The organism is Lysinibacillus irui (assembly GCF_028877475.1).
Classification (GTDB): domain Bacteria; phylum Bacillota; class Bacilli; order Bacillales_A; family Planococcaceae; genus Lysinibacillus; species Lysinibacillus irui.
Genome location: NZ_CP113527.1, coordinates 4,097,458 through 4,120,605 on the forward strand (window position 1 = coordinate 4,097,458; position 23,148 = coordinate 4,120,605).

A 23,148-nucleotide genomic window follows, 5' to 3' on the forward strand; every position below is an offset into this window, starting at 1 on the left:
TAACTACTGTAAAAATACTCATAATACTTTGTAAAATACATATAATCTGATATAAATGATATATATACATATTTCATTATTTTGTAACATTTCTACTAATTACTGAGAAAGGATATTTCAACTATGCGATTTACTATCTACAAGAAATTATTACTCGGTTTTTTTATAGTTATTTTAGTTCTTGTTACAACAATCGGCTTAAATATAAAACAGCTGGATTCAGTAAACAAAACATATCGATTATTACTGGAGGAGCAAACTACTAAATCTATAAGTATTCAGGAATTACGTGTAATAGCTAAACAAGAAATTGTAAGTATGCGAGGTTATTTACTTCTTGGAGACAAACAAAATTTACAAAGTAATCAAGATTCACGAGAGGAATTTAAGAAAAAATCTGAAGAGTTAATGGCCACTTTGGATTCAGAAGAATCTATTAAGTTCCTGGAAGCTATTAACAAAAGTGAGCAAAACGTCCAACAATTTGCGGACCGAATGTTTTCTTTAAAAGCTGAAGGAGAAACAGAAAAGTATGAAAAGCTTGATAGTACTCAAGGTCGATTAATTATCAAACAGTTCGATGAACGTGTTGAAAACCTTTCTAATTATCAAAGTAAATATATTGAAGAAAAGATGGCTGCTACATCAAAACAAATCCAAGATATTAAATTCCAAATGATTCTTCTTGGGGTCTTCGCTGTTGTCATAAGTCTGATAATTGCTATGGTTGTAGGTAGTTTAATGTCTCGTCCTATCAATGGCATGGCTAAGGCAGCGAAAAGAATAGCTGAAGGTGATTTAACAGCCGAACAAATTCGCATTAAAAATCGCGATGAGGTTGGAGATTTAGCACTAGCATTTAATCAAATGGCTACAAACTTAAAGGAGTTAATTAAGAATGTACGTCAGAACACTGTGCAAGTTAGTGGCTCAGCAGCAGAATTAACAGCAAGTGCTGATCAAACTATACAGGCTACCGAACAAATCACTTCTTCTATTCAAGAGGTTGCTAGTGGCTCGGAGGCTCAGGGTAAAAATGCTACAGAAAGCTCTGAAGCAATGAAAAACATGACAAATGGTATACAACAATTAGCTTCTACAACAGCAGCTGTTTCTGAATTAGCAATGGAAACAAACTCAGAAGCTAAAAAAGGTAATGAATCATTACATCGTGTCATTTCCCAAATGACTACAATCAACACAGCCGTCCTAGAGTCTGCAAGTGTTGTTAAAAATTTAGATGGTCATTCTATTGAAATCGGCAATATTATTAGCATTATTACTGACATAGCAGAGCAAACAAATTTATTAGCCCTCAATGCTGCTATCGAAGCAGCCCGTGCAGGTGATCATGGGCGCGGCTTTGCTGTGGTTGCAGACGAAGTGAAAAAATTAGCTGAGCAATCAAAAAAATCTGCAGAGCAAATTGCTACTTTGATCTCCGAAATTCAGCAAGATACAAGCCGTGCTGTAGCTGTGATGGATACAGGTACCCAAGAAGTTCAAATTGGTATGCAAGTAGTAAAAGTGGCTGAAGAAGGCTTCGCCAAAATTGTTGAGCTTATTGAACAAGTATCCATGCAAATTCAAGAGGCCACAACCGTGTCTGAGGAAATGTCATCGAGCGCGGAGCAAATTTATGCTTCCTTTGATGAAATAGCAACGATTGCTCAAATGTCCTCATCCAATTTGCAAAATGTCGCTTCTGCCTCGGAAGAACAATTAGCTACAATTGAAGAGGTAGCAGCTTCTGCATCAACTCTTTCCAATATGGCAGAAGAACTTCATACGCAAGTCTCTCGCTTTAAATTAGATTAAAACAAGAAAAAGACTGCTCATTTTCTTTAGGTGTGTTGCCTATAGAAAATGGGTAGTTTTTTATTTACTTATTTGAATGCTTCTTTTATAAGAGCAATCAAATCCTTTATAGCTTTTTCCTCTTGTATTCTATAATTTTCACTATCAATTCGTAGCATCCCCTTTTCATTGATAGAAATATGATATGAACTGTTTTTGTGATAAATAATAAACATATATCCTTCGGTATAAGAAAAATGTGAGTTAGACCGTTTTACTTTTAAATCTTCTAGTGATTCGGTTAACGAGAGAAATAAAGGATTATCTTTATTAATGTTTATTATCTTGGTCGTTGATTCATTTAAGATACCAATTTTATGAACTTCTTCACCTAAATGATCTGTAGAAAGAAAATCCTTTATAAGGTATTTTGTTTTGTATTCATTGTAAAAATTTAATAAGATCATTGCTATTAAAAATAATGCTAGAATACAAATAACTTTTTTCTTTATTGAAAACAGCTCCTTCAAATTATGTAAAACTACTTTTCTTCTATCCTTAAATGTTAATCCATAAATTTAATTATATACCATTAATTACTATATAAAATAGGCATTTGCACATACCACTGAATATCAAAATTTTATTAAATTGCCACACCTTTTAGACAGAATTAAAAAAATTTTTAGAAAATTATTGACAGCGCATTAATATCCAAGTAATATTGCTTTCAATAACACATTGCAGGCCAAGATTGGAAATAGTAAAAGTGGTTGTGTACTTGTAGAGAGCCGATGGTTGGTGTAAATCGGTAGACACACATTTTGAACTCGTCCATGAGCTACTCCCTGAACATATTAGTAAGGGATGTCGGTTTCCCCCGTTAACAGGATAGACAGTGATAGCTGTCGATAAGAGGATATTTTCTGTAAAGAAAATGTCAATTAGAGTGGTACCGCGAGCATAAACTCGTCTCTATTTTTATAGAGACGGGTTTTTTTATTTTTATTAAATCATTGGCCTAAGTGTAGATTTTAAACTGATTACTACAAAAGGAGTGTTTGAAAATGGGAAGAAAAATTTGGGTGTTTGATACAACTTTACGTGATGGCGAACAAGTGCCAGGAGCTAAACTAAATCTGTATGAAAAAGTTGAGATTGCCCAGCAACTAAAAAAATTAGGGGTCGATATTATCGAAGCTGGATTCCCTGCTTCCTCACAAGGTGATTTTGATGCCGTCAGAGCTGTTGCTGAAAAGGTTGGCAATACAAATGACATTATGATCACGGCATTAGCACGTGCTGTAAAGGCGGATATTGATGCCGTCTATAATGCTGTCAAATACGCTGAAAACCCAATGATTCATATGGTACTTGGTACATCTGATATTCATGTGGAGAAAAAATTCAGCAAATCAAAGGATCAAATTCTTCAAATTGGCGTTGATGCTGTGAAATACGCAAAAACACTATTACCACAAGTTCAATATTCAACAGAAGATGCATCTCGTTCAGATTTTGAATATCTATGGAAAACGATCGAAGCTGTTATGAGAGCTGGCGCAACTATGATTAACGTTCCTGATACAGTAGGCTTTGCAGAACCAGAGGAATTTGGAGAAATGATTTTTAAATTAAATGACCGTATGAAAAATTTAGATGATAGCGTTCTTTTAAGTGTTCATTGCCACAATGACCTTGGAATGGCAACGGCTAATACGCTTGCTGCCATTAAAAATGGTGCAGATAAAGTAGAGTGTACAATTAATGGTATTGGCGAACGTGCAGGTAATGCTGCATTAGAAGAAGTTGTCATGGCCCTAAAAACTCGTAGCTCTATTTATAATGCTGAAACACGCATCAATACAAAAGAGATTATCAATACCTCTCGTCTTGTTTCTAGCTTTATGGGCTTAGATGTTCAGGTCAATAAAGCCATTACAGGAGATAATGCATTTGCTCATTCTTCTGGTATCCATCAAGATGGGTTGCTAAAATCTCGTGATGCTTATGAAATTGTCCATCCCGAAGACGTAGGTCTTGATGATATGGAGCTAGTACTAACAGCTCGTTCTGGTCGTCATGCCGTAAAAAATGCTCTTGAAAAATTAGGGTTTTCTAATCTTTCAACAGATGAATTTGAAGGGATTTTTGAAGGCTTCTTAAAGCTAGCCGATGCAAAAAAAGAAGTATACGATCACGATTTATACGTTATTGTTGAAAGCTATTATGAAAAGCATGATGCCAACAATAAGAACGCTACACACTACAGTGACCAATTCTTTGATTTCGAAGATCTACAAGTCGTCAGCAATGCAAGCTTCCCTTCTGCAAGTGTTAAGATCTGTAAAGGTGGCGAGGTGTTTAAAGCAAGTGCAGTGGGCTCTGGCCCAATTGATGCTTTATATTCAGCCATTGCAGAAATTACAAACATTGATGTAAAGCTTGTGGAGTACAATATCAATAGTGTCTCACGAGGCAAAGAAGCTTTAGGTAAAGTAAAAATTACGATTGAGCATGCAGGTGAAAAGTATATTGCTAAAGCAGCAGATACAGATATATTAAAGGCAAGCGCCCTTGCCTATATTAATGCCATCAATAGCATTGTCGTGGCAAAATTAACACCTGTGATGAATTAAATAATAGAAGAGAGCAGTATGGCTTTAAGAGTCATACTGCTTTTTGATGCTAGAGACTGTCCCTCACTAATTTTTGATACTCCTCATCAATTCGCTCTACATCTAGACGTTCAAACAATGGCGTCACATCTTGAATGATTGCAGGCAGTTCCACTTGTTCATGCCACATCATATCATTGATGCCTAACATGTTTCTTATTTTCTCAGCTGAAAACGGTAGAAACGGATGTAGTAGCTGGCCTAGATTAGCAATAATATAGACGCAGGTTGCTAATGTATGATTGCCAGCCTTCACATTTTCTTTTACCTGTAGCCATGGCTGTTGTTCGTCAAAATAGCGATTAGCCCCTCGAATATACTCAAAAATAGTCTCTAACGCCTGTTTGAAATGACCAGCCTCTATATGAGTACCAGCTTCATTAAATAGCTGAATCGTTTGTTTACGAATGTCGCTATCCACTTCCGCTTGTGGCACCTGACAAGAGAATGATTTCTCAATAAACTTCAATGTACGGTTCACAAAATTACCATAGGCTCCTAGTAGTTCACCGTTATGGCTATAAATAAATTCGCGCCATGAAAAATCAGTATCACGGTTTTCTGGCGCATTTATTGTTAAAAAGTAACGAATAGAATCTACATCATAGCGACTTAGAATATAAGGTACCCACACAGCCCAATTTTGACTAGTAGATAATTTGCGTTTTTCTAATGTTAAATATTCATTCGATACGATATGTGTTGGTAAAGCCTTAGCTCCGATTCCCATTAAAATTGCAGGCCAAATAACCGTATGGAAAGGAATATTATCTTTACCATGGACATAATACGAAATGGTTTCTTCATTCCATAAGTCTTCTATTGCTATTTGATGCTCTTTTGCCCATTCTAGACTGGCTGTTAAATACCCTGCAACTGCTTCAATCCAAACATATATCTTTTTCCCCTCAAAGCCAGGCACTGGAACATCTATACCATTTGGTAAATCCCTTGTTACCGCTCGGTCAGGGACTCCCTCTGCCAAATAGCGCTCCGTCAATCCTATAGCATTATCCCGCCAACGCTTTTCTGCCTTTGCTTCCGCTAAATAAGACTCGAGCCTTCCTTGAAATTGACTAAAGGTAAAATAAAAATGTTCTGTCTCTCTAATCACTGGCTCATTCCCACAAATTTTGCAGCGCTTATCAATTAAATCTAGCGGATCTAAAATTTCTGAGCAGTTATCACACTGGTCACCTCTTGCCTTCGCACCACAATTCGGGCATATCCCTTCGACAAAACGATCCGGTAAAAATTGCTTATCTGTCTCACAGTAAGCCTGTTCACTTTTTTTCTTGTATAAGAAATTGTTAGCAAGCAGCTGTAAAAATAAAGCCTTAACCGATTCATGATGATGCTCTGCGTCCGTTCTTGTGTATAAATCATAAGTAAATCCTAAGTCATTGAAACATCTTGTAAATTCATCATGATAATGATTGGCAATAGCCTCTGTTGTAGTATTTTCTTGTGCTGCACGAATTGAAATAGGCGTGCCATTACAATCACTGCCCGATACATATAACACCTGCTCGCCTTTTTGTCGGTAATATCTAGCCAAAATATCACCTGGTAATAATGCGGCAACATGACCTAAATGCAAAGAGCCATTTGCATACGGCCAAGCTCCTCCAATAACAATTGTCATTCTAAATTGCTCCCCTCACATAAAAAATGGTAAAAAAAATCGCCCTAATCAAATCTGATTAGGACGAGTATACCCGTGTTACCACCTATATTTACAAATAGCTCACACTATTTGCCTCTATCAGTACGTCTCATTCAATAAATAAAAGATACTGCCGCTGTTGTAACGAGTGCCCATCTCGTCGTAATCTACTTGCTAAAAAGCTTTCGGTACGAAGCTCAAAGGTCATTTTCAAAAGGGGTCATTTACCTCATTTCCACCAACAGAGGCTCTCTACAAAATGCTAGTCCAATTTACTTTTCCTTTTCAATGCTTTTCTTATAGGATTGGCACTATTTTACTCTTTCTTGTGCGAGATTGCAATGATTGTCGTTATAGCAGCCCTTCACCAAAAGTTGAGGGAGGAATGTTTGTAGGTAATTAATCTAGCGTTATGTTTAATAATGCTGTTAAATCCTCTATGACAATATCGGCCTTCGCTAATTCGTTATCTTGCGCAAAGTCAAAACGAACGCCTATCGACAGTAGCTGATTGTCATGTGCAGCCTGAATATCAGAAGATCGATCTCCTACTACTGCTCCGTCCTGTACTCCATTTTCAATTATTACCTTTTTGACCAATTCGGATTTATGACCACTTGCAATAGATTGAATGCTATAGATTCCCTTTATAAAGCGTCCTAATTGATATGTTTCAACAATTGCCTGTAAATAGTCAACCTGCCCATTACTCGCTATGTATAACGGATAATTCTCTGACAATACTGCAAGGGCTTGTTCAGCATGTGGATACAATGCCCCTTTACGATTACGTATTTGCTCAATCAACTTTACATGAAATAAGACATTACTCTCTTCACGTATTTCTACCGAATGCATAGGACATAATGTTTCCCAGACAACAGGTAATGGTACACCCATAATTTCTCGATACTTTTCTATTGGCGTTTCTCCCTGCCATAAGCCCTTTGAACGTAGTACATCAAATGTTGCATCAAGTGCAGGCTCTAAAATGAGATTGGTTTGAAATAATGTACCGTCCATATCAAAAATAAACGCTTTATTCATTGAATCACTCCTTGATTAATGATCAAAAAACTCCATATGCAGCTTTTCCTTCTTATAATAACTCAAACGGTCTTGCAAAGTTCCCGTATGAAATTCAAATTTATGGCCATCAAGGTCCGTAAAGTAAATCGATTTTTTATCCTTTTCGTCTCTTTCTCTACCTGCTAAAATATTAACCTTTAATTGCACTAATCTATCATACATTTGATCAAAGTCATCCTCAGAGATTGTAAAGGCAATATGTGTGTAGGAATGCTGGATATCATTGCGGGGTATATCCTTTTCTACATTAAGGGCAAGCCACAGCCCATTTACATCAAAATAGGCTGTAGTCTTCCCCTTTACTAATAGCTTAGCATCGAAAACATTTTCATAAAAAGCGATGGATTCCTCTAAATTAGAAACCGAAAATAGTAAATGATTGATATGTTGAACTGTCATAGAAGTGCTCCTAATGATTATTTATTTCTTTTTTTCAATCCCTTTGTAATTTGCTTCCACTTACGCTGTTCCTCAAGCTTTGCCTGGGCATTTGTTTTACGTTCGATATAAGCCAATTCTCGTTGTAGCTTAAAGTAGCTCTGCAGACGATATTGGTCCAAATCACCATCTATAATAGCTTGCTGTACTGCACAATAAGGCTCTGTTTGATGGGTGCAATCACGATAGCGGCAAGCTGTTGCTAGTTCTTCAATATCTTGAAAGCTCGACGCCAAGCTATCACCTTGATCCCATAATTGAAGTTCTCGCATTCCTGGCGTATCAATCAAACAGCCTCCAGTAGGTAACATTACTAACTCTCGATGTGTCGTTGTATGACGTCCTTTAGCATCATCCTCACGAATACCCGCTACCTTCATCAGCATTTCTCCACATAATGCATTCGTTAATGTTGATTTACCTGCCCCTGAAGAGCCCAGTAACGCCCCCGTCACTCCTTCTTGAAATAATGCCTGAATCTCCATTAATCCTTCACCAGATAAAGCACTCGTTACAAAAATATCTACGCCAAATGCCACGGTCTCCACTTCTTGAACTAGGCTTGCAACATCCTCACATAAATCCGCTTTTGTCAGTACAATAACAGGCTTTGCACCTGAATCCCATGCGGCCACTAAATAGCGTTCCATACGTCGAATATTAAAATCCGCATTCAAGCTCATAACAAGTAATACAATATCGACATTCGATGCGACAATCTGCTCTTGAATTTCTTGACCTGCCACTTTACGTGAAAAGACAGACTTGCGCTGGAATAATTGATGAATGATCGCTCGTTCCTCACCTGGCATTTTCTCTACTAGTAACCAATCACCAACCGCAGGATAGTCCTCACGAGCTAAAGACGTATAGGCATAATGACCAGCAATTGTCGCTAGCCATTCTCCCTCTTCGGCCAACACACGATAAGAATGTTTATGTTCTAAGATAACCCTTGCAGGCACACAGTTTTTCAGTTTTGGCTGTTTTTTCATTTCTATCATTTGCTCTTCAAAATAAGTTGTAAAACCTAATGTTGTTAATTTCAATTTAATTTCCTCCTAAACGTACATATCATGATGCCTTTTAGCGTAATTGCAATTGACACTTACACCATAGGCTATATCGCGGTTCAGCAATTTGGGACCACGATAAAAAAACCTTGTATCTGCAATTCGGCAGTTACAAGGTTTCACAGGCACGTTTAAAAGGTACACAAATACTCCGAGCTATAGCACGGTGTCATGTTGTATAGTTTAGGCGTGTGAAATTGAACAAACCGAATTGCAGTTCACTAAAAACAGATCTATTCATCATGTCACATCACCTACTTTCCATTTTGTTGTTATTAATATAGCTAAATTTTCAGAAATTGTCAATTCCAATTTTATAAGCATTTATTCCAATCCTCAACGCATAGAATGAACAAGACCACTAACTGCGAGGAGATGTTGGATTGCCTAAAATCATTTCTATTAGCACACATCAACCGCCCTACACATTACAGCAAGCAAATGCAGAGGAACTAACGAAAGAGCTTTTCTATGCAAAAATCCCAAAACTAGAGCGATATTTAAAGGTTTTTGAAAATGGTGGTATCGACACACGACATTTTTGTGTACCACCAGAATGGCATCGTACGAATCACTCTTTTGAGGAACGTAACGAATTATATATTGAATTAGCTACACAATATAGCGTGAACGTCATCCAAGCGTGTTTAGAAAATAACGCCTTTTTATTTTCCCCAATTTCTCCCGAAGAAATTGATGCCATTATTTTTGTTAGTAGTACGGGCATTTCAACACCTAGCATTGATGCGCGTGTTATGAACAAGCTTACCTTTTCAGATCGACTTAAACGTATTCCACTTTGGGGGCTTGGCTGCGCAGGTGGAGCAGCTGGAATTAGTAGAGCTTATGATTTTTGTAAAGCACATCCCCATTCGAAGGTGCTTGTTGTTTGTGTTGAGTTATGTAGCCTCACTTTTCAGCCAAATGATTATTCTAAAAGTAATTTAATCGGTGCATCACTTTTTGCAGATGGTGCCGCTTGTATTCTCATTTGCGGAGATGAAATAGCAATAGACACAAAAGTTCCGTCCCCTACTATTCTAGCTACAGGCTCTAAATGGATGCCAGATTCAGAAAGTGTCATGGGATGGGATGTTAAAAATAATGGGCTCCATGTCATCTTTCAAAAAAGTATTCCTGCCATTATCACCAATTGGCTAGGACCTTTCATTGAACAATTTTTAATGGAACAAGGAATGTACAGCGAACAACTTACTCATTTCATTGCTCATCCTGGAGGAAAAAAAGTATTACAAGCATATGAGGACACACTTTATCTTTCTTCCCAAAAAACCGACATTTCTCGGGAAATATTACGCCACCATGGCAACATGTCATCACCAACAGTGTTATATGTATTAGAGCAATTTATGCTACATGAAGGACAAGTGGAGGATACAGGTTTACTCGTCGCTCTTGGCCCTGGTTTTTGTGCAGAAGCTGTATTATTAAACTGGAGGGAGTAACATGATCTTCTATCTAATTTTAACTCTTGTCATTCTACAAAGACTGACAGAAGTAGTCATTGCCAAGCGCAATGAGAAGTGGATGCTTTCACAAGGAGCTTATGAAGAAGGTGCTTCTCACTACCCGTATATGGTTACTATGCATATTAGTTTTTTCTTGTTTTTAATTGTGGAAGTCGTTACAAATAACAATGGTCTCTCGCCCTTATTTCCATTATTTTTTATATTATTTATAGCTGTTCAGGCATTACGGATCTGGTGTATTCGCTCCTTAGGGACTTTTTGGAATACAAAAATCCTCATATTACCTGATGCTCAAGTTGTTCGTAAAGGTCCATATGAATATATGCGTCACCCAAATTATGCTGTCGTTTGTTTGGAAATTCTCCTTTTACCGATTATGTTTCAAGCTTACTTTACCGCGTTTTGCTTTACATTACTAAACATTACAATGCTCTCTGTACGAATCCCTATAGAAGAAAAGGCATTGCGAGATGCAACAAATTATAATAACGTATTCCAAAAGAAGATTTCGGAGTCTTAACCGAAATCTTCTTTTCTTATTAATGCCATTCCCAGTTAAACGGATTTTGTAGAAGCTCCCATGGGTTACGAAATTCTTCATCTGTTAATAAGCAGCTGTCTAACTGTTTGATAATCTCCTCTTTATCTAGATCAATACCAATCATAACAAGCTGAGTCAATCGATCTCCGAACTCCTCATCCCAATCCTCCAACACTTCTGGACTTTGTTGGAATACATCCTGTTGCTGAGTACTAGACAAAGCTGCTACCCAATATGAAACAGGTTCAATTTTTGCAGATGATCCTGCTTGTGATAGTAATAACGCAACATCCTGGTGTCTTGCACTCCAAATAATCCCCTTTGCTCGTACGATCGAGTCTGGCATTTGATCACACCACTCAACAAATCGCATAGGATGGAATGGTCTTTTGCGTTTATAAGTAAACGAAGAAATCCCATATTCCTCTGTCTCTGGCGTATGATTCTCATGGCCCAGTTCTAACTCCTTTAACCAACCAGCTGATTCTGATACACGCTCAAAGTCAAAGCGACCTGTATTTAATATGTCAACTGGATCAAGAACACCGTTTGTTGTACGAATCAGTTTTGCTTCGGGCTGCAGCGCACGCAAAATACGTTCTAATCGTTCAAGCTCTTCCACAGATACTAAATCACACTTATTTACCACAAGGACATCACAAAATTCAATTTGATCAATAAGCAGGTCTGCAACATCACGCTCATCTAATTCGCCAACTGCTTCCTTCCGCTCCAACAAGCTTTCCCCTGACTGAAAATCATGCCAAAAGCGATGTGCATCTACAACCGTAACCATCGTATCCAATTGACAAAATTTCGTTAAATCAATTCCTAGCTCCTCGTCTAAGTAACTAAATGTTTGTGCCACGGGTATTGGCTCACTAATCCCTGTTGATTCGATCAATATATAATCAATATTACCAAGTTTAGCGAGACGTTCCACCTCCTGCAATAAATCCTCTCGTAATGTACAACAAATACAGCCATTGGATAGCTCCACAAATTTTTCTTCCGTTCGTGAAATACCGCTACCATTCGCAATAAGCCCAGCATCAATATTAATTTCACTCATATCATTGACGATAACAGCAACACGTAAATCTTTCTTATTCTGCAATACATGGTTCATCATCGTCGTTTTACCGGATCCTAAATACCCACTTAATACAGTAACAGGAATTCTCTTTGTCATGTTTACAACTCCCTAAATCGTAATTATTACTATTTACAATTTGTAATTTAAACATACAATATTGAAAAATGCAAAGCTTTTTATTACCTTCAAAAATAAACTTGACAATATTTAATCTTAAATACAATAATTAAATTGTAATCATTACTATTTAAAAAGAGGCCTATTTATGCGTGTACAAGTAACATTAGCCTGCACCGAAACAGGTGATAAAAACTATATAACAACTAAAAACAAACGTAATAACCCTGAAAGGTTGGAGCTAAAAAAGTACTCTCCTCGCTTAAAACGCAAGACACTACACAGAGAAACGAAGTAATTTGAAGAAAGTAACCGTTAGAGATTAAGGTTATCCTTCTTTTGAGCAGATTCCTTTAGATGGTTGATGCCTACCTTTGAGCGGGTTCACCATCCTTTCGAGCGGTTATGCCCTTTCTTTGAGCGGGTTCACCATCCTTCTGAGCGGTTATGCCCTACCTTTGAGCGGGTTCACCATCCTTTCGAGCGGTTATTCCCTACCTTTGAGCGGGTTCACCATCCTTTCGAGCGGTTATGCCCTACCTTTGAGCGGATTCTCCATACTTACGAGCGGTTATGCCCTACCTTTGAGCGGATTCACCTACCTTCTGAGCGGTTCGAGAACCGCATTGAGAGGGTTCCATTCCAGAATAAAAATGACTGTTTCAAAAGTAAACATTTTGAAACAGTCTGTATAAATTCATAGCTATACCTGCTCTCTATTGATTTCTAATGCCAGCTCGTTTAATTTTTGATCTAATTCATCGAGTATACGTAATCTATAATCTATTTGCTCCTCCATATGAATGGACTTTTTCATTTCCTTATTCATATCATTAGTTTGTTTTTCCATTTCATTTGATAATCTTTCAATCTCTGAATTTTTCCTCTCCAACTCTTTTATCAAGTGTTGATGAAGGCTGTCCGTTTCTATTTTATCTCTATATGATTTTTCCAAGACCTCTATCATTTTTTCCATATGACTACCTGCTGCTGATGTAAAGTCGTTTAATTTTTTTTCAAGCCCTCCGACAATCGCTTTATAGTCAATATCAATTGTAGCTTCATTCGAAACTTGTTGGCTTTCCTTTAATAATTTATTTTCAGCCCGCAATTCAGCGATTTCCTTTAATAAAGACTCTATTGATGCAATTTGTTTTTTTCTTTGGACTTCTCGCTTTTGAATCTCTTCATCATATGCCTGCAGCTCCTTATCAAAGTCTCTCTTCAACTTTAAAAGCTCCATCGAAAGTTCTTTTCTAAGCCTTGTTAATTGTACATTCTCTCGTTCAAGTCTTAGTACCAATGCGTAATAATCACTGTCCCTTAGTCTTTTTACTTCATTTTTATACTTAGCTAACTCTGCCCTTAAAAAAATAATCATTTGTTGGAGCTGTATTGGATCATTGTTTTTCACAATATCATTTTCCATCGTCACACCCCCTAACCCGAATAACTTTTTAACAAATCAACCACCTCTTCAAACTGTGCTTTACTATCCTCTAGTATTTCATCTAATTGCTTCATCAACTTTGCTTCTAGTTCTCGGATATCATTTTGTCCAGTATTTTTCTTTTCACCTGAGACCAAATAGGCCATTAATTGATGTAATGTACTTTTTTCAAGAAACGCAAAGCTATTATCTTGTTCATTACGCCGATTGAGTTGCTCCTTTAAAAGTTGTTGAGTTACACTACTGTACTCTTGCTTTTGATCATCCTTCATTGTCATCCTCCTGTGCTTGACCGATACCATTAAGGTTAATAGGATTTAAAACAACAATACCATCTGTTAGCTGATCACAATATGTAAAGCCCATAATAGTGCCAGAATACGATAAATTATGGGACCATTTTATTTGAAAATTAGTAAATGAAATGGTTTCATTGGGCTCAATTGTTGTCTTCCCTACTGGTCTCAGCCAATACTCTTCTTTGCTTAACTTATCATTAAACCGTTCCCAATTAATTTGCCCTTGTGTCTTGAAATTTGGTGTGAAATTTTCATGAACATATCTCCCAGAAAAATAAAATGGAGAATCCTTAGGTACCGTTATGCACAAATAGGGGTTTGTAATAGCTGTACTACCGATGTTGCGAATATGATAGGAGCCTAAACATAAACTCTCTTGCTCAGGAATATAGGAAATATTGAACGAGGTTGTAAAATAACTAATGAGGTTAAACCTGTTTGGAATTGTCAACTCCTCAACTAACTGCTTAATTTCATGAACATAGGCGTTTGTTTGTTCTTTTAGTGCCAGTATTTTGTCTTCTATACGTTTTGTCACTTCGTACCTCCTTGTTGTTATTTACTTACAAAGCGTCTCTTCAACTCTTAGAGAACCACTTGACTCGCTAACACGACAAAATAAAAAAAGAGAGGATAACCCTCTCTTCATGATATGACTTTCTTCTATTTGTTAGCACCATTAACCCATAGGTGGGAAAATAACAGGGCATTGTTGTGGACGAACCGCAGTTGGACATGAGAATGGTAAGTCTGCTCTTGGTTCGCAGAAAGTTGCTAAGAATTCCACAGTAACTGGGAATGTAGATTGAATACTTTGACAAACAGCAACAGTAATTGTCAACGCAGAGAACGTGATTGTACCTGCTGCAGCACCTGTTCCAACAGTAAGTGTTCCAGTTGTACAAACGAAGCAATCTAAATCTGTGTATAAAATTTCAACGTCTGTTCCCTTAGGCGCACATAACGTCACTTGCTCACAGCGAGAAACTGGAATGTTAGTGCTTGTGAAAACAGTACCATTAGGTAAAGTAACGACAATTGTTAGAATGAAGTTCTTTTGAACATTTAGATGTTGCAGACAAACAGTTGATCCATCAATAGTGAATTGGCGATTCTCACGGTTTAGAATCACAATTGGATTTGTAGCTGCTGGAATTACTCGACAAGTAACAATAGCACCTGTTAAGTCAGTAGTTGCTGTAACACCTGGGAATGTAATTGGTCCAGTAGGCGAAATATCAAACGACATTTCTTTTACAATCCAGTCGTATACCTTATCAACATTTATACAGATTAGTTCCTGCGCCTGGGATGGCATATGCTCTTGCATCCTTTTGACACCTCCATAAAATTTTTATCTTTCGTTTGTAGCATATGTTTTTCAGCTATAAGTGCATGGGCTAACAAATAGTTACATTGGATATTTATTAAAATCAGCCAAGATCATTTTTACATCCAGTTCTTTCTTTATGGTAAGAACTAAAATATTGAGAGGACCGGTATATTTGTAACAGAAAGTCAATATTTTTAATAAACTAATAATGGACTGAAAGGGGTGAACTACAATGGAAGAATCAAAATTGTATACCACTCAAGAAATTGAAAATTTAAAGCAAAAAATTGAAACATATAGAGAATCGTTAACCTCGTTAAAAATGGGGACGTCAATTGAAGATTTCCTTTATATGAAGCAGGAATTTGATGGACTAAAAACACAAATGGCCCACTTAGAGGGGATCACAGAGACATTAGATACTAAACAAAATTCATATATAAAAGGATATGATGATCAAATCAGGGTTCTTTCAATACAACTTGAGTCTTTGAATCAAACCATTGAAGAAATGAACCAAGAGATTTTATCAATTTTAAATAAACTATTGCCAGTTAAAGGAGATGATACAACGACCTTACCTTCCTCCATTGAAATGCCTTCTCAAACTTATTCTAATCTTTTGCCAAGACAACCTAGAATGACACAAACAGCAGATCAAACTACAATTACATCAGCACAGCCATCTTATAGACTACTACAAAGTGTGGCAGGTAAAGCCAAAAAACACCAACCAAATGTAAATACCGGGGCTCCCTCTCCTCAAAATGGTCTACAGGCAACTAAACCTGAAGAGCGGCATTTTAATCAGCAATATTTTCAATCAATCAATACGCACCCGAGCCAAATATATAATGGCTTATACAGAAACACGACAGTTGAATCCACCTTCCATTTTAAAAATGCCACGGATGCAAAGGAAGTTCCAGTAAGTGTTTATGATCCATTACAGCCTACTTTAAGTGAAGAAAACATCGAGAATGAACCTTTACAATCTGTTCATGAATCGGAGAGTACTAAAACGACGGAAATTTTAGATGCTCCTATCGAGATTGTGAAAACAGAAAGTGAACATAACCTTCATGAGATGCCAGAAGTATCTAATGAGTCGTTAGAACAAGCTATATCGGAGCTACCTAGCGAGCAAATCAACCAAGTCATTTCAGAAAATGTAGAAGTGCCTGTAGACACATATCACTCTCCTTCATTGGAAACTGAAGAATATGTTGAAGGGTATCAAGCTGGAACAGCCTTTGAGATTCATCCATCCCTTGAAGAAGCGCAACCTGAACCTGTAATTAGGCCGATTGAAGAAGAAAATAAGCAACCCGAACCTGTAATTAGGCCGATTGAAGAAAGTAAGCAGCCCAAACCTGTAAAAGAGCTAATCGAGGAAGAAAGTAAACAGTCTGAACTTGTAAGTAAGCCGATCGAAGAAGAAAATAAGAAGGGAAAGAACTCCTTTTTCGATTTCTTTAAAAGATGGAGTTAAATTTATCGTTCTATAAAACATCCACTATGTATGACCATACATAGTGGATGTCTTTATGTTTCAAATAAAAGCTGACTTTCAGAAATCATTGAATTTATAGGTGATGAAGATATTTGCCCTTCCCCCCCTTTCACATATGAATAGAATAATGAAGAAAGGGGGTGTAAAAATGTGTTTGAATAATTCAATGTGTGGTTGCTCTGGTAATGGTCATGGTAATGGTGAATGTACTGCTCTAGGCCCATTTATCGGAATTGATGCTGCATGTATTACTCCACCGGTAGCTACAGGTGCGATTATCCCATTTTCTTCAGGGATTGACCCTGTTGCATTAGTAGCTGTTGCAGGTGGTTTAATTGGGACTGTAAGTCTTGTTGGCTTCGGGACATCTGTTCCAGGGATAGCTCTTACTGGTGTTAATATAGATTTAACAAGTACTCTTACAGAAGCGTTTAATGTTCCACGCCCAGGTACAATTACATCTATTTCCGCTACAATTTCAGCAACTGCTGCTTTAACTTTAACAGGAACAGGGACAGTTAGAGCACAGATTTACCGCGCAGTTCCAGGAAGTAACGTTTTCAGCCCTACTGCAGCATTTGTTGATTTATTACCAGCATTACCATTAGCAGCTGTAGTAGCTGGTACGATTGCAAGTGGCAATGCAAACGTATCTGTTCCAGTAAATACTGGAGACCGCTTAGTAATGGTGTTCTCCTTGACTACTTCAGGGGTTGCTGCGACTCTTCTTGGTAACGCAAGTGCAGGAATCAATATTGTATAAGAGAATGTAGATCACAACTACTAATAAAGTATTAGCATCCTTAAAAAAATGAAATCAACTGAATGAACTTATAATAGGCGATTTGCAAGAAATCGCCTATTTTTTATGCCCCCAAAGCAAACTGAATATGTGCCAAATGATGCTTACCATGCCAAGCATATAAACCGATTGCTTGCTCCAGTGTTGTCAGTCCTGAATCAGGATGATTGAATGCTCGTTGTAATTGCTCATCTTTTAAGTTACTTAGCAAGTAAACCCAACGTTCATGTAAATTTTCTATTAAATTATAAGAAGTTGCTACTGGCATTGCAGAATCTGGTAGCTGTGCCCATTCCGCTTCATTGTATGGTTTAATGGTTGGGACGTCCTCTGTTAGGGCTAGCTTAAAACGGATATAGCTATTCATGTGGCTGTCGGCAATATGATGGACTAGCTGTTTAACTGTCCAACCATTTTCTCGGTAGGTTTTTGCCAATGCTTGCTCACTTGCTCCACTCAAGGCCTCTGCAAGCTGCATCGGTAATAAACGAATGTCGTCAATCCATTCTTTTACCTGCTGTGAAGTAACCTCTTTTGGTAATTGAAACTGTCCAATAGGATATTGTAGATCTGTCATATTGTTCTCCTCCGTATCAATTGTGTTTTCTGTGCTATTCAAATGGTAGTATTATAACTTACAAGAAAAGGTACTTGCCAATTATTGACGAATATCATATATCAACGTATCAAAGTATTTCCCATTCGTATACAGCAAGAGAGCCCATTCACCAGGCTTAGGGATTTTTACACTAGAGGGTGCATGAGCATCTGCTCCATTTACTGGCCCACCAAGCACAATGCTCCATCCATCTACTAAAATTGGCTGGATGGCCTTTGATTCTTTATGATAACCTACAACCGTTAACTCTGTACTACCACTGTCATCCATTCCCCATAGATGCCACATCCACTTTTGTGTACTTAAGCTTGGCATATCAGCACCAATGACTCCCGATTTATTAGCATTACCAATGATGCCCCTATCACCGAACTCAACTGCTTTACGACTCCAATCAATCGAGGAAAAATCACTTTCCTGTACAAAATCAGGTATACCCTCTGGCATTGTTATGTTCTCTTTATCTGCACAGCCTACTACGAGTAACAATAGAACACATAACAGTACAAATCGTTTCATAACATCCCCCCCATTTCTTATAAACCGTTTTCTTTATTAAATTATTACAGATAATTCAGTAAATTAAAATGCTAAATGCCTAGAGATTTTTTAACAACAGCTACTAATGGCTTTAATGGATGGATAACTGATATAGCTGTTTGCTCTTCAAATTGTTGTGCGGCATCTACCATTGAAAGCTGCGCTACAGAGATCAACCTTTGTTCATCAGTTAATGAAAGCAGAGTCTGTAAAATGGCATCACTGTAGGCTTCCTTTTTTCCCTGCATAATGAGGTCAAATGTATTCTCAATGACTTTTGCCACGACAGTTACTGATTTTTCATGATGCTTAGCATATTGGTGAAGTCTAGCCATTGTTCCTTCAACGGTCATAGGATTTGTAAAAAGAATGGTTATAGGTTGTTGTACTTTACATATGCTTTCAAAATATAGCTCATCAATCTTTATTATGGGAATTGATGAATCGACAGTAGCATCATCCTGTAACAAGGCAATATAATTAGTACATGTTATTAAAATAGCATCCACATCACAGCTAGCTATCCATTCGATTTGTTCCTTAACCTTACGAGCTACATCACCCATTCCTTTTGATACTTGCTGCATGACTCCAGGATCTACAAAATGAAGCAATTCCATATCCTCATCATTTTGGAAAGTACGCTCTATGTACTCTATATTGGAATAATGGGCATGCAAACAGCCAATTCGTTTCTTCAAATACCTTCCTCCTCATTGGAAAGCCTCTTTTCCATTGTTACCTTACCAGATTCCCTCCCATTTCTTCTTTTCTTACAGCATATCTTAATAATTGATCTAATGCACTGGAGTAAATTACTCCACCTCAATTCATCATAGAAAGATGACCTATTAAGCATACATATTCATAAAAATAACCGCATTATCAAAAGACAATGCGGTCTACCAATTTGTTTATTTATGCATAAAGCGTATGGCTCTACTCATAACAGTTGGTACAATTGAAGCATGATTTTCGTCTAAAGCCTCGTAAAACTCAACATTCATTATTTTTTCTAGTAACGTTGCCATTTGGCGCGCATCATCCACCATAAAGGTTTCAAGTTCACCTGCACTAATAAACAATGTTTCGTTCATTTCTTGATGCTCATTCAAAAATACTGACGCACATTGTACTAATTCATGCTCATTCCACCAAATTGAAGGGCTAATAGCTAGATAGCGTTGGAAGCTAGATTGATGGTGAAACAGTTGCCAAAGCGTAAAATAACCTCCTAAGGAATGACCAAATAAAGCTTCCTGTGCTTTATTCACAGGATATTGGGCCTCAATTGTCGGCTTCAGCTCTTCCTCTATAAAGCGGCTAAAATACACTGCTCCTCCTAACTTTTCATGACCCTTCCCTTTAAATCGTGCAGGATAAATATATGTCTCTGCTGGCGCCGTAAAATCATAAAATCTTCTTTCACGCATATCATCGCCATGTCCGATGCCTACAACAACAGCTGGTAGGACCCCCGTCTTTGGTGCATTACGACTTTGTAAACGTATCGCTTCCTTTACAAGATTAAAATAAGATGAGCCATCTAGTACATACAACACCGGAAAGCCTACTTCTGGTGCTTCCTCACTTGGCACATAGATATTAATCGTGTACGTATAATCCGTTAATTTCGATGTTATTTGTTGTGTGGCATGCTCTATTTTAGTTCTCTTCATTTGTCACCCTCCTTTAAAATGTCATAGCCATAGCATACAGGTGTATTCGTTACTGGATCTTCCATAATGCGTGCATCAATATGAAATACTTTACGCATCACTTCTGCACTTACTATTTCCTGCGGCGTTCCGGTTTGTATAATAACACCTTTCTGCATCGCAATAAGATGATCTGAATATCTGGCAGCGTGGTTAATATCATGTAGAACCATGACAATTGTACAGTCGTGCTGCTCATTTAAGCTTTTGACTATATCCAGCACTTCTAGCTGATGTGCCATATCTAAATAGGTAGTAGGCTCGTCCAACAGTAAAATATTTGTTTCTTGTGCTAAAGCCATCGCTAACCAAACGCGCTGACGCTGACCTCCAGACAGCTGTGCAAGCTCTCGATTACGATATTCCATCGTATTTGTGACAGTTAACGCCCACTCAATCATTTCCTCATCTTTATTTGTTAATCGATTGACATTGTTTCGATGTGGATAACGACCATAGGCAATTAACTCCTGCACCTTTAATTGACCAGGTGCAACAGGTGTTTGAGATAGAATAGCTAGTTTCTTTGCAATATCCTTGGTCGATAAATTTTGCATATTTTGCTCTTGCAAGTATACCGTGCCTTGCTGCTTTTTTAATATACGTCCAATTGTTTTAAGAAGGGTTGATTTACCACACCCATTTGGACCAATAATCGTTGTCACCTTGCCCTCTTCTATCGTTAAATTTAAGCCTTCAAATACACGAACCTGCTCATAACCGGAAGCTAAATTTTCCATTCTAAATGCAGTTTGCACATCATTTCCTCCTATGCCTTAGATTTCACAAGTAAATACAAAAAGTAGGGAATCCCAATAATGGAAACAACAATTCCAACAGCCAGTTCCGATGGTGCAAATACGGTTTTGCCAATAAAATCAGCTAAAATTAACAAGGCTGCACCAATCAATGCACTTACCGGCATGACAAAACGGTGTTGAATACCGACCAGCTGCTTCGCAATATGAGGAGCCATTAAACCTATGAAGCCAATACTTCCTGATACGGATACACAGGCACTAACAAGCCCAACACTAGCTAATAACAGCTTCATTTTCTCTTTTTCAACAGCGATTCCTAAACTTGTGATGCTATCCTCTTCAAGCTGAAAATAATCAAGTAAATGCGATTTTCTATACACATACATTCCTAAAACTAAGAGCCAAGGTAACATCGTTAGGGCAAAAATCCAATTCGCATTATAGATAGACCCTGCCATCCATATAGCTGCAGATTCAAAATCTTGAGCACTCATTTTTAAAGATAAGAACAATGACAAAGCACCAAACCCACTATTAATCGCTATCCCTGTTAAAATTAAACGCTGCATATCTAGATGACCATTTTTTAAAGCAAATGAGAAAATCAATATAGCAGCAATCGCACCACCGATAAAACCGAACAATGGCATCATTAAAATAGACAACCAGCTACTCATATCTGCACTCACTAGTTTTAATTGAAAGAAGAACATAAAAATTACGACCGCTGCACCAGCGCCAGCATTAATTCCTAAAATCCCAGGGTCCGCTAGTCCATTGCGTGTAATCCCCTGTAAGACAACCCCTGCTAAACCTAAGCCAATGCCGACTAGTCCGGCAATAACAATTCGAGGCAAGCGAAATTCAAAAATTACTAGATCAAATTTAGGATTTGCCTCAATCCGCAACAATGTTTTAATGACATCCATGACAGACATATCAAAAACACCATTTGTTATATGTAGATAGCTCGCAAGCAAAATTAATAAAATAAGCATTGATATAGTTAGAACAAAAATATTGGAGGTTTTTTTACGCACGTTTTTCACCTCCGTGCTTGCGAACTAAATATAAGAAGAAGGGTACGCCAACTAATGCTGTTAAGACTCCAATTGGCGTTTCAAATGGATAGTTAACATAGCGACTAAGGACATCACAAAGCGCTAAAAAGAAGGCACCAATAACAGCGGCACAAGGAATGATATAGCGATAATCTACTCCAACTAAGAAACGTGTAATATGTGGGATAACTAGCCCTACAAAGGCGATTTTTCCAACAAGAGCCACCGCTGTTCCAGTCAAGCATACTACTGCTAGCATACTAATAATTCGCACTGCTTTTGTTTTCTGCCCAAGTCCCATAGCTATATCTTCACCTAATGACGTAATAGTAATGGCTTTCGCAGATAATAAAGCCAGGACTAATCCTGTTAAACCAAACGGAATAGAAAGAATAAGCATATCCATGTCCACCATATGTACTTTTGTGTTATACCAAGCACTGACTGTTTGCGAGACTTGGAAATACATCGCAATGGCAGTAGCAATACTGCTTAAAAACGTACCAATGACCGTCCCAATAATCGCTAACCTTACTGGTGATAGGCCATTGCGAATTAATGAACCAAAACCAAAGACAATGCCGGCTCCCAATGCTGAACCAAGCATAGATAATAAAATCATTTGATAGTTTGGAAGTCCGGGGAAAAAGACGATAGCTAATGTTATGACAAAAGCGGAGCCGTCGTTAACGCCCATTAATGACGGTGAAGCTAAATAATTTCGTGTAATCCCCTGCATAACTGCTCCGGCTACTGCCAAAAAAGCTCCTACTAACAATACTGCGGCTACTCGGGGAATACGTCCTGTCCGTATAATTTGATGATCAACATTCGAAGGATCAAAAGCTGCCATCGCCTGCCATACTGTCATTGCACTAATATCCTTCGTGCCATACGTAATAGAAACAAGTGCCACAAGGGCAATAAGGAAAGGAAATACCGCTAATATTGAAAATGACACTATGTTTATTTTTTTCAACTTTTACACCTTTTTCTTTACCATTTTCACACCCAAACTGTTACTGAACAAAAGGCCGGTAATAGCCCGGTGACATCACCAAATCTAC

General features: G+C 37.7%; 24 protein-coding genes and 2 other annotated features. Of the genes, 7 read left to right on the top strand and 17 right to left on the bottom strand.

All coding sequences use genetic code 11. The features are described from left to right. Window positions 1-123: 123 nt before the first annotated feature. Complete coding sequence (locus tag OU989_RS20600; protein WP_274794790.1) at window positions 124-1,818, top strand: methyl-accepting chemotaxis protein; 1,695 nt, start codon at window positions 124-126, stop codon at window positions 1,816-1,818. Between the two features lie 68 nt (window positions 1,819-1,886). Here the strand turns inward: OU989_RS20600 and OU989_RS20605 are convergent, their stop codons facing one another. After that, a complete protein-coding gene (locus OU989_RS20605; RefSeq protein ID WP_274794791.1) occupies window positions 1,887-2,327 on the bottom strand; it encodes a hypothetical protein in 441 nt (146 codons plus the stop codon). 211 nt (window positions 2,328-2,538) lie between these two features. Further along, window positions 2,539-2,777: a binding site (T-box leader), on the top strand. An 87-nt stretch (window positions 2,778-2,864) separates the two neighbouring features. On the opposite strand from OU989_RS20605, the gene OU989_RS20610 reads away from it, so the two are divergent. After that, the gene (locus OU989_RS20610) at window positions 2,865-4,436 is read left to right on the top strand and encodes a 2-isopropylmalate synthase (protein ID WP_274794792.1); all 1,572 of its coding nucleotides are present in this window, start codon (window positions 2,865-2,867) and stop codon (window positions 4,434-4,436) included. A 49-nt stretch (window positions 4,437-4,485) separates the two neighbouring features. On the opposite strand, the gene metG is transcribed toward OU989_RS20610, so the two are convergent. The 4 genes from metG to rsgA all read right to left on the bottom strand — a co-directional run bounded on the left by metG (window position 4,486) and on the right by rsgA (window position 8,717). Continuing rightward, window positions 4,486-6,120 (bottom strand): methionine--tRNA ligase, encoded by a 1,635-nt coding sequence (metG, locus tag OU989_RS20615; protein WP_274794793.1) that lies wholly within the window; start codon window positions 6,118-6,120, stop codon window positions 4,486-4,488. Window positions 6,121-6,176: 56 nt separating this feature from the next. After that, window positions 6,177-6,439, bottom strand: a binding site (T-box leader). Between the two features lie 101 nt (window positions 6,440-6,540). Then, the gene (locus OU989_RS20620) at window positions 6,541-7,188 is read right to left on the bottom strand and encodes an HAD hydrolase-like protein (RefSeq protein WP_274794794.1); all 648 of its coding nucleotides are present in this window, start codon (window positions 7,186-7,188) and stop codon (window positions 6,541-6,543) included. Between the two features lie 15 nt (window positions 7,189-7,203). Further along, the gene (gene fosM, locus OU989_RS20625; protein ID WP_274794795.1) at window positions 7,204-7,629 is read right to left on the bottom strand and encodes a FosM family fosfomycin resistance protein; all 426 of its coding nucleotides are present in this window, start codon (window positions 7,627-7,629) and stop codon (window positions 7,204-7,206) included. A 17-nt stretch (window positions 7,630-7,646) separates the two neighbouring features. After that, the gene (gene rsgA, locus OU989_RS20630; protein ID WP_274794796.1) at window positions 7,647-8,717 is read right to left on the bottom strand and encodes a ribosome small subunit-dependent GTPase A; all 1,071 of its coding nucleotides are present in this window, start codon (window positions 8,715-8,717) and stop codon (window positions 7,647-7,649) included. A 407-nt stretch (window positions 8,718-9,124) separates the two neighbouring features. Here rsgA and OU989_RS20635 point away from each other — a divergent pair, with 407 nt between their 5' ends. Together OU989_RS20635 and OU989_RS20640 are read left to right on the top strand one after the other, a co-directional pair. Further along, window positions 9,125-10,207 carry a type III polyketide synthase gene (locus tag OU989_RS20635; protein WP_274794797.1) on the top strand — a complete coding sequence of 361 codons (1,083 nt, stop codon included), beginning with the start codon at window positions 9,125-9,127 and terminating at the stop codon, window positions 10,205-10,207. A gap of 1 nt (window position 10,208) precedes the next feature. Then, a complete protein-coding gene (locus tag OU989_RS20640) occupies window positions 10,209-10,751 on the top strand; it encodes an isoprenylcysteine carboxyl methyltransferase family protein (RefSeq protein ID WP_274794798.1) in 543 nt (180 codons plus the stop codon). Between the two features lie 19 nt (window positions 10,752-10,770). On the opposite strand, the gene OU989_RS20645 is transcribed toward OU989_RS20640, so the two are convergent. Then, entirely contained in the window at window positions 10,771-11,964 is a 1,194-nt protein-coding gene (locus OU989_RS20645) for a GTP-binding protein (RefSeq protein WP_274794799.1), read from the bottom strand. 169 nt (window positions 11,965-12,133) lie between these two features. On the opposite strand from OU989_RS20645, the gene rpmG reads away from it, so the two are divergent. Next, complete coding sequence (rpmG, locus tag OU989_RS20650) at window positions 12,134-12,283, top strand: 50S ribosomal protein L33 (protein WP_274794800.1); 150 nt, start codon at window positions 12,134-12,136, stop codon at window positions 12,281-12,283. A 405-nt stretch (window positions 12,284-12,688) separates the two neighbouring features. Here rpmG and OU989_RS20655 read toward each other — a convergent pair whose 3' ends face one another. From OU989_RS20655 to OU989_RS20670, 4 genes are all read right to left on the bottom strand, one after another. Continuing rightward, window positions 12,689-13,414 carry a hypothetical protein gene (locus OU989_RS20655; protein WP_274794801.1) on the bottom strand — a complete coding sequence of 242 codons (726 nt, stop codon included), beginning with the start codon at window positions 13,412-13,414 and terminating at the stop codon, window positions 12,689-12,691. A gap of 11 nt (window positions 13,415-13,425) precedes the next feature. Beyond that, on the bottom strand, window positions 13,426-13,707 hold the full coding sequence (locus tag OU989_RS20660; protein ID WP_274794802.1) for a hypothetical protein: 282 nt from the start codon (window positions 13,705-13,707) through the stop codon (window positions 13,426-13,428). Further along, window positions 13,697-14,272 (bottom strand): hypothetical protein, encoded by a 576-nt coding sequence (locus OU989_RS20665; protein WP_274794803.1) that lies wholly within the window; start codon window positions 14,270-14,272, stop codon window positions 13,697-13,699. The genes OU989_RS20660 and OU989_RS20665 overlap by 11 nt, the downstream gene beginning before the upstream one ends. 141 nt (window positions 14,273-14,413) lie before the next feature. Beyond that, a complete protein-coding gene (locus OU989_RS20670; protein WP_274794804.1) occupies window positions 14,414-15,064 on the bottom strand; it encodes a BMQ_0737 family morphogenetic spore coat protein in 651 nt (216 codons plus the stop codon). 235 nt (window positions 15,065-15,299) lie between these two features. On the opposite strand from OU989_RS20670, the gene OU989_RS20675 reads away from it, so the two are divergent. Further along, window positions 15,300-16,559, top strand: a complete 1,260-nt coding sequence (locus OU989_RS20675) for a hypothetical protein (RefSeq protein WP_274794805.1) — start codon at window positions 15,300-15,302, stop codon at window positions 16,557-16,559. Window positions 16,560-16,728: 169 nt separating this feature from the next. After that, a complete protein-coding gene (locus tag OU989_RS20680) occupies window positions 16,729-17,343 on the top strand; it encodes an exosporium glycoprotein BclB-related protein (protein ID WP_274794806.1) in 615 nt (204 codons plus the stop codon). A gap of 103 nt (window positions 17,344-17,446) precedes the next feature. Here OU989_RS20680 and OU989_RS20685 read toward each other — a convergent pair whose 3' ends face one another. The 7 genes from OU989_RS20685 to OU989_RS20715 all read right to left on the bottom strand — a co-directional run bounded on the left by OU989_RS20685 (window position 17,447) and on the right by OU989_RS20715 (window position 23,060). After that, a complete protein-coding gene (locus tag OU989_RS20685; RefSeq protein WP_274794807.1) occupies window positions 17,447-17,959 on the bottom strand; it encodes a YfiT family bacillithiol transferase in 513 nt (170 codons plus the stop codon). A gap of 81 nt (window positions 17,960-18,040) precedes the next feature. After that, window positions 18,041-18,520, bottom strand: coding sequence for a DUF4871 domain-containing protein (locus OU989_RS20690; protein ID WP_274794808.1), 480 nt, complete (start codon window positions 18,518-18,520; stop codon window positions 18,041-18,043). A 71-nt stretch (window positions 18,521-18,591) separates the two neighbouring features. Next, window positions 18,592-19,242, bottom strand: coding sequence for a hypothetical protein (locus OU989_RS20695; RefSeq protein ID WP_274794809.1), 651 nt, complete (start codon window positions 19,240-19,242; stop codon window positions 18,592-18,594). A 213-nt stretch (window positions 19,243-19,455) separates the two neighbouring features. Continuing rightward, window positions 19,456-20,220 carry an alpha/beta hydrolase gene (locus tag OU989_RS20700; RefSeq protein WP_274794810.1) on the bottom strand — a complete coding sequence of 255 codons (765 nt, stop codon included), beginning with the start codon at window positions 20,218-20,220 and terminating at the stop codon, window positions 19,456-19,458. Continuing rightward, on the bottom strand, window positions 20,217-20,999 hold the full coding sequence (locus OU989_RS20705) for an ABC transporter ATP-binding protein (RefSeq protein ID WP_274797390.1): 783 nt from the start codon (window positions 20,997-20,999) through the stop codon (window positions 20,217-20,219). Before OU989_RS20705 ends, OU989_RS20700 begins: the two co-directional genes overlap by 4 nt. Before the next feature lie 29 nt (window positions 21,000-21,028). Beyond that, on the bottom strand, window positions 21,029-22,018 hold the full coding sequence (locus OU989_RS20710; protein ID WP_274797391.1) for a FecCD family ABC transporter permease: 990 nt from the start codon (window positions 22,016-22,018) through the stop codon (window positions 21,029-21,031). 34 nt (window positions 22,019-22,052) lie between these two features. After that, window positions 22,053-23,060 carry a FecCD family ABC transporter permease gene (locus OU989_RS20715; protein ID WP_274794811.1) on the bottom strand — a complete coding sequence of 336 codons (1,008 nt, stop codon included), beginning with the start codon at window positions 23,058-23,060 and terminating at the stop codon, window positions 22,053-22,055. Window positions 23,061-23,148: the final 88 nt, after the last annotated feature.

What these genes read in the sequence shown, in the direction of transcription:
- metG (WP_274794793.1), bottom strand. Translation starts at nt 6,120, where the DNA reads ATGACAATTGTTATTGGAGGAGCTTGGCCGTATGCAAATGGCTCTTTG.
- OU989_RS20670 (WP_274794804.1), bottom strand. Translation starts at nt 15,064, where the DNA reads ATGCAAGAGCATATGCCATCCCAGGCGCAGGAACTAATCTGTATAAAT.
- OU989_RS20660 (WP_274794802.1), bottom strand. Translation starts at nt 13,707, where the DNA reads ATGAAGGATGATCAAAAGCAAGAGTACAGTAGTGTAACTCAACAACTT.
- OU989_RS20710 (WP_274797391.1), bottom strand. Translation starts at nt 22,018, where the DNA reads ATGCTTATTTTATTAATTTTGCTTGCGAGCTATCTACATATAACAAAT.
- rpmG (WP_274794800.1), top strand. Translation starts at nt 12,134, where the DNA reads ATGCGTGTACAAGTAACATTAGCCTGCACCGAAACAGGTGATAAAAAC.
- OU989_RS20680 (WP_274794806.1), top strand. Translation starts at nt 16,729, where the DNA reads ATGTGTTTGAATAATTCAATGTGTGGTTGCTCTGGTAATGGTCATGGT.
- OU989_RS20705 (WP_274797390.1), bottom strand. Translation starts at nt 20,999, where the DNA reads ATGGAAAATTTAGCTTCCGGTTATGAGCAGGTTCGTGTATTTGAAGGC.
- OU989_RS20690 (WP_274794808.1), bottom strand. Translation starts at nt 18,520, where the DNA reads ATGAAACGATTTGTACTGTTATGTGTTCTATTGTTACTCGTAGTAGGC.
- OU989_RS20600 (WP_274794790.1), top strand. Translation starts at nt 124, where the DNA reads ATGCGATTTACTATCTACAAGAAATTATTACTCGGTTTTTTTATAGTT.
- OU989_RS20640 (WP_274794798.1), top strand. Translation starts at nt 10,209, where the DNA reads ATGATCTTCTATCTAATTTTAACTCTTGTCATTCTACAAAGACTGACA.
- OU989_RS20700 (WP_274794810.1), bottom strand. Translation starts at nt 20,220, where the DNA reads ATGAAGAGAACTAAAATAGAGCATGCCACACAACAAATAACATCGAAA.
- OU989_RS20685 (WP_274794807.1), bottom strand. Translation starts at nt 17,959, where the DNA reads ATGACAGATCTACAATATCCTATTGGACAGTTTCAATTACCAAAAGAG.
- OU989_RS20655 (WP_274794801.1), bottom strand. Translation starts at nt 13,414, where the DNA reads ATGGAAAATGATATTGTGAAAAACAATGATCCAATACAGCTCCAACAA.
- fosM (WP_274794795.1), bottom strand. Translation starts at nt 7,629, where the DNA reads ATGACAGTTCAACATATCAATCATTTACTATTTTCGGTTTCTAATTTA.
- OU989_RS20620 (WP_274794794.1), bottom strand. Translation starts at nt 7,188, where the DNA reads ATGAATAAAGCGTTTATTTTTGATATGGACGGTACATTATTTCAAACC.
- OU989_RS20610 (WP_274794792.1), top strand. Translation starts at nt 2,865, where the DNA reads ATGGGAAGAAAAATTTGGGTGTTTGATACAACTTTACGTGATGGCGAA.
- OU989_RS20645 (WP_274794799.1), bottom strand. Translation starts at nt 11,964, where the DNA reads ATGACAAAGAGAATTCCTGTTACTGTATTAAGTGGGTATTTAGGATCC.
- OU989_RS20675 (WP_274794805.1), top strand. Translation starts at nt 15,300, where the DNA reads ATGGAAGAATCAAAATTGTATACCACTCAAGAAATTGAAAATTTAAAG.